6 protein-coding genes are annotated in these 5805 nt (G+C 65.5%); 1 reads left to right on the forward strand and 5 read right to left on the reverse strand.

Going from position 1 to position 5805, the window contains the following annotated elements:
* Nucleotides 1-115: 115 nt before the first annotated feature.
* The 4 genes from ACRDUX_RS06780 to ACRDUX_RS06795 all read right to left on the reverse strand — a co-directional run bounded on the left by ACRDUX_RS06780 (nt 116) and on the right by ACRDUX_RS06795 (nt 4754).
* Complete coding sequence (locus tag ACRDUX_RS06780) at nt 116-1885, reverse strand: fatty-acid--AMP ligase (RefSeq protein WP_526412237.1); 1770 nt, start codon at nt 1883-1885, stop codon at nt 116-118.
* A 339-nt stretch (nt 1886-2224) separates the two neighbouring features.
* The gene (locus ACRDUX_RS06785; RefSeq protein WP_526412239.1) at nt 2225-3256 is read right to left on the reverse strand and encodes a Gfo/Idh/MocA family oxidoreductase; all 1032 of its coding nucleotides are present in this window, start codon (nt 3254-3256) and stop codon (nt 2225-2227) included.
* Nucleotides 3253-4095, reverse strand: a complete 843-nt coding sequence (locus ACRDUX_RS06790) for a phytanoyl-CoA dioxygenase family protein (protein ID WP_526412241.1) — start codon at nt 4093-4095, stop codon at nt 3253-3255. The genes ACRDUX_RS06785 and ACRDUX_RS06790 overlap by 4 nt, the downstream gene beginning before the upstream one ends.
* Nucleotides 4096-4235: 140 nt before the next feature.
* On the reverse strand, nt 4236-4754 hold the full coding sequence (locus tag ACRDUX_RS06795) for a PPOX class F420-dependent oxidoreductase (protein ID WP_526412243.1): 519 nt from the start codon (nt 4752-4754) through the stop codon (nt 4236-4238).
* A gap of 57 nt (nt 4755-4811) precedes the next feature.
* Here ACRDUX_RS06795 and ACRDUX_RS06800 point away from each other — a divergent pair, with 57 nt between their 5' ends.
* Nucleotides 4812-5201: a MerR family transcriptional regulator gene (locus ACRDUX_RS06800; RefSeq protein ID WP_526412245.1), complete on the forward strand. Its 390-nt coding sequence runs from the start codon at nt 4812-4814 to the stop codon at nt 5199-5201.
* Here ACRDUX_RS06800 and ACRDUX_RS06805 read toward each other — a convergent pair.
* The coding region (locus tag ACRDUX_RS06805; protein ID WP_526412247.1) for a hypothetical protein at nt 5182-5805 on the reverse strand (624 nt) is incomplete at its 5' end. The two genes, ACRDUX_RS06800 and ACRDUX_RS06805, sit on opposite strands and share 20 nt — an antisense overlap.

Below are 5805 nucleotides of genomic sequence, written 5' to 3' on the forward strand. Positions count from 1 at the left end.
GAGGTGTACACCTCCACGCGCCGTTTCGACACCGTGGGTTACTGGCGGCTCTTCGTCCGATGGACCTTCGTCTCGGTCCTGCCGGGGCGGATGCAGAAACTGTTCGGTTACGACATCATCCGTTAGGCGTGCCCGCGGACACCAAGCCCACGTCCACCCGCGCGAACTGATCCCTGCGGTAGTGGTCGGCGCAGGCCGACCGTCGGATCTTGCCACTGGTGGTGATCGGAATCGCACCACGCGGCACCAGCACCAGGTCGGCGGCGGTGATGCCGTGCGCCGTCGAGATCGCGGACGTGACATCGCGTTTGACGGTCTGGTACGCCTGAAGGATGTCTTCCTCGGTGGCGCCGCGCTTCTTGACTTCGATGATCGCGACCAGCTGTTCGCTGCGATCGTCCTGCACCGAGATCGCCGCAACGCGCCCGCCCGTCACCTCCTGGATCGTGGCCTCGATGTCATCGGGGTAGTGGTTGCGGCCCCGAACGATCAAGAGGTCCTTGATGCGTCCGACGATGTACAGCTCGCCATCGTGAATGAACCCCAGATCTCCGGTCCGCAGCCAGGACTCCTCCGAGGCGCCGTTGACCGCGTCGACGATCTTGGCGTTGAACGTCTGCTCGCTCTGTTCGGACTTCTCCCAGTAACCCAGGCCCACGTTGTCTCCGTGGACCCAGATCTCGCCGACCCTCCCCGGCGCGCATTCCGCGCGCTCGTCGGGGTCGACGATCCGCACCTCGGCCGGATCGGGTGTTCCGTAGCTGACCAGGGGAGTGGCGCCGTCGCCACCGGAGGGCCGCGCCTGGCCCTCGGACAGCTCTTCGAGGTCGAAGTTGACGATCTTCGTCACGTCGTCGGGTTCGCGGGTGGCCACGTATAGCGTCGCTTCGGCCAGGCCGTAGCAGGGCTTGATCACTCTGTTGGACAGGCCGAAGCGGCTGAACCGCTGGACGAAGCGCTTGAGAGTGGCCTCGTGAACACGCTCGGCACCGCTGATGAGGCCGACGACGCCGCTGAGGTCGAGTCCGGCCATGTCCTCGTCGGAGGTCCGTGCAGCCGCCAGCTCGAAGGCGAAGTTGGGTCCCGCCGTCAATGCCAGGGGACTGCCGGCCAGCAACTGGATCCACCGTGCCGGCCTGGCGAGGAAGGACAGCGGCGTGGTGATCACCGTCTTCCAGCCACCGAGGATGGGGGCACACACGCCCAGGATCAGCCCCATGTCGTGATAGAACGGCAGCCAGGACACTGCGGTGGTGCCCGGTGGTGCGACCTTCCCGTACTCGGGAAAGAAGTCGCGCATGATCTGTTCGAAGTTGGCGGACAGATTCCGGTAGGTCACCATCACGCCCGCGGGAGTTCGAGTGGATCCCGAGGTGTACTGCAGATAGGCCGTGGTCGGCCTGGCCTCCTTGCGGCGGACGGCGCGATGCCTGCCGTCCAGATCGAGCCGGTCGACTTCGATCAGGGTCGGCGCTGGCAGGTCGCCTTGCGGCTGAAGGTAGGGGGCCACGACCCCAGCCACCGATGAGGTGGTCAGCACCACGGCGGGGGCGGCGTCCAGCAGAACCGCGCCGACCCTCTCGTCGTGGGCGCCCACCATGGGCGTCGACAGCGGAACGGCGATGAGACCCGCCTCCAGCGAAGCGAGGAAGGCGACCAGGTAATCGAGGCCCTGGGGGGCGACGATCACGGCTCGGTCGCCGGTCTTGGCAATGTCACCGAACTCGCGCGCGAGGTTCGTCGTCCGGCGGTACAGCTGCGCCCACGTCAGACTGGTCGAGACGCCATCCCAATCCTGCTCGTAGTCAACGAAGGTGAACGCCGTGTCATTCGGCTGCAGGCTTGCGCGTTCGCGGAGAATCTCCGGGATCGACGAGTCTGGCATTGCTGGCCTCTCTCAACGGCATTGCGGGAAAACGTGTATCGAGCTTAAGGAATGAGAACACGAGACGCGCGGCTAGGTGACGTGGCCGGTGCGGTAGGGCGGATGCCGCCGCCGCGCTGCGCGGTTGATGGCAGGATCAGCAAAGCAGGTGGCATTCACTGTGATTCGGATCCGGTCTCCGTTGACTGCGCGGCGGGTGTGGCCGCGGGCCGCTGAGCACGGTCGCGAGGGCGGGGTGATGCGCAGCGGCCGCGTCGACCGGTCCGTCGATCGGTTGCCAGTGATGACACGGTACATACGTGCAGTGACCGCGACCACGTCGAGTGCCACCGCGAGGATTCAGACCTGCGACGGTCGGAATCGATGGATCGCGGTTTCGACCCGATCGACGACGTCCCCGGTAAACGGCACCCGCCGGTAGCGGCGTGCTGCCGAACTCACCAGTTTGTCGGTCATCGCATCCTCGAGCCGATACCTGTCGTTCACCGGATCGTCGGTCCACAGCGATGAGACGATCTCACGCAGTCCGTCGACTCTCAGCAGATTGAATTCGCTGTGGTCCTCCAAGTTCATCGCACGGAGGCGTCCCATGGTCGACACGCGGATCTCTTCGCCGAAGGCATGGAATCCGTACAGGCCGTCGCTGTCCTCCAGTCGTGCCAGCCGACCCGGTCCCTCGTCAACGGTGGGATGACCCATCGGGTGACCCGTCAGTGACGCCCGTGTGCCCGTGACGTGGAACGATCCCTCCGCCTTCCGGTAGGGCTCGATGACATCGCCCGTAGCGCCGTCGGCGAACCTGTAGGAAATATTGAAGCCACCCTTGATCTTTCGGGCGCGCGCCGATGTCGTCGGCTGGAATCCCAGCCACGACCGCAGCAGCGCCAAGGCGTGGTACTGGTATCCCATCTGGGTCTGGCGGACGCTCGACACCTCGCCGAGACGGCCCTCTGAGATCAGTCGTCCGATCAGGCGGAACTGCGGCAGGTTCATGAAGTCCTCTGCGACACGAACCTGCGCCCATTGCCGAAACAGTGGAAGGTGGCGCAACGCGGCCACGCCGCTGATCGCAGGCGTGTCGACGACCAAGGCGGCGCCCGGTGCAAGGTGGCTGCATTCGCGCAGCACCGCGCCGTTGTTGGCCAATGTCACGGACATCAGCACCAAGTCGACGTCGGCGGGACGCACCGAGGCGAGGTCCGCGACCGCGTCCACCCCCCAAGGCTTGCCGGCGGCGCGGGCGTTCGCGACCTTCCGCGAGTGGATCGCGACGACCTCGACGCGTTCGTCGAGGAGCGCGAGCGCAGGGAGGAATGCGTTCCGAACCCGATACCCGGAGCCGACGACCAGCGCCCGCAATCGAGGGGTCACCGTATTGCGGTGCTCAGCAGACGTCGGCCGAGGCCGCGGGCCCGCCCCAGGGTGGCGGCCGTCGCGGTCACGGTATTCGTCCCCGAGGGATTCATCGGCCGTGCTAGGACCTCATCACCCCCATCGGGCAGTGGTGTCTCCGATCCGGCTCGTCGCTCGTCGACCACGGCACGCAGCCAGGGATCGTCGAGGTTGGCGAATGCATTCCGGAATTCGTCCAGACCGATTCGGTCGTTGGCCAGAGATGCGGGCTGGATCGACAGCTTGAGAATTCGGCGTCGCACGATGCTTCGGTTCGGCGCGGCCCGGTGGAAGTAGGACCGGTTCCATATCGCGGCCGTCCCCACCGACCCGACCAGTCGGACGACCTCACCGCCGGGGCGTAGCCCACCGCCGGGCGGTGCGGGCTGGAACTCGAACGGGCCGCTGTCGTCCGCGACCGGCGTCAGCAGGATGAAGATGCTGAGGTACCTCGGGTGGCGGGGCGTGAAGTGTTTGAGTGTCTCGTCGTCCTGGTGCCAGCCCTGCATCGCACCCGCGTGAATGTGGGACTTCGTCTGCGCTGCCGCGATCTCGTAGGAGTGACAGTGATACATCAGGGCCGACGGTTGGATGCCTGCGATGAGTCGGCGAACGGGATCGTTGAATAGCTCACCGAAGATTCCCGTGCTGACCAGTGCGTCGGCGCCGACGTACGAGCGGTGCTGGTCGTCGGCCGCGGCGAAGAGTGGATCGAGTCGGCGGTTCCACTGTTCCACGAGGTGTGTGGGCCACATGCCGGTCAGGTCGGCGATGCCCTCCTGTGTCAGCACGTCGGACAGGATTCGCTTCGACGTCAACTTCGACTCCCTCGGACGACGCGGTCGTCGTCTCACAGGGTGACGAGAATACCCATTCCCCGCCGCGGCTGCTGGCCGTGCGGCCAATCCGGTGCCGGTCTACGAAGTCAGCAAAGTAATTGCCGTTCACCAGAACTCGATCAGACGACGGATCCCGTCGAGTCATCCCGAGTTGAAACATTCTCTGGTGTAGAGATTCCCCCAACGGAGGGGCTGAGCTTCACCGCGACGATCGCACTGTCCGGCCACAGCTCCCTTGCGGTAGCGCGGCGAAGCTTCTCGCGCAGCGGTAGCTCGTGATCGACGTTCTTCACGCCAGGCACCTTGAGCAGTGGCACCACGTTGTACTGCCAGCCGTACCGGCGGTGCAGCGCCCGGTTGGCCTCCTCGGCTGCGGCGCCGTCCAGGATCGTCGCCTCACCGCGCACCGTGGAGATTCCCTCGGCGTACCTGCCGCGGTAGTCGCACGGCCAGAGTTCGACGGCCGGATTGGCGGCGATTCGGCGGGTCTTCGGGCCGATTTTCGTCCGGAAGGTCAGCAGGTCGCCGTCGAGCACGAACCAGATGGGGGTGTCGACGGCGCCGTTGTTGCGACGGTACGTCCGCAGCTGTGCGTACCGGGCCGAGGCGAGGGCGGTGAGAAGTTCTTCACGGGTCATTCGTCAATTCAACGACCTCGAGTTGACTCTAAGTCAAGCTGCTCCGATGATGACACCATGAGCCTGCCCATCGGCGAGGTCGTCGAGCGTTCCGGCGTTGCGGCCACCACCCTGCGGTTCTACGAGCAGGAAGGCCTGCTGAGCACCCCGGACCGGGTAGGGGGCCGCCGACGCTACGACGAGTCCGTGCTCACTCGACTCGAAGTGATCGGCCACTGCAAGGCGGCGGGGTTCAGCCTCGAGGAGATCCACCTTCTGCTGACCGACAACGCGCCAGGGCGACCGGCGAGTCGTTCACTTGCAGAAGCCAAGCTGACCGACATCGACGCTCAGATGACGACGTTGATCCGCGCCAGGGAGATCATCGAATGGGCCATGAACTGCCCGTGCCCTTCGGTCGACGCGTGTGACTGCGGTACCGAAGTGGTCAGTGGCTCGCCTTGCTGAACCACTTGGTCTTGACGCGCCACGAATGTGCCGACGTCAGCGCGAAGCCGGCGCCGCATCCGCACGCAAAGATCCAGACCAGCGTGCCATTCTCGACGGGCTGTAGCGACGGCACCAGCGCGGTGACGATGCGGACGGTGCAGGCGAGCATGCCGCTGACGCAGGCGGCCAGATAGACGTTGGCGACCGTGCGCGAGCGGGGATCCTTGCGCAGGACGAGCAGCGCACGCGATCCGTATCCCAGAAGGTAGATCAGGGTGCCGCAGAGCAGCACCCAGTAGGCGCTGAGCCAGAAGTCGGTCTGAAGCTGGAAGAAGTCCGCGCTGTAGATCGCCGCGCCGTTGCCGAGGGAGAACGTGCCAAGCAACAACGGGATGCACAACGTCGCGGGGCGTTCCACGTACTGCTTGAACGTCGTCTGCATCGCGTTGTCGTCCTGGAGTCGGCCCAGTGCGTTGTACACGACCGCCGACGCGGCCACCACGTACATGTCGTGACCGATGTAGTCCTCGAGATTCCACATGCCCGTGAGCGAGTGGAGCCAGTGGCCCAGCGTCTCGGAGGCGAACGGTGACATCAGGAATACCGTCGCGCCCTGCAGGGC

This window comes from Mycobacterium sp. (assembly GCF_050701675.1).
GTDB lineage: Bacteria > Actinomycetota > Actinomycetes > Mycobacteriales > Mycobacteriaceae > Mycobacterium.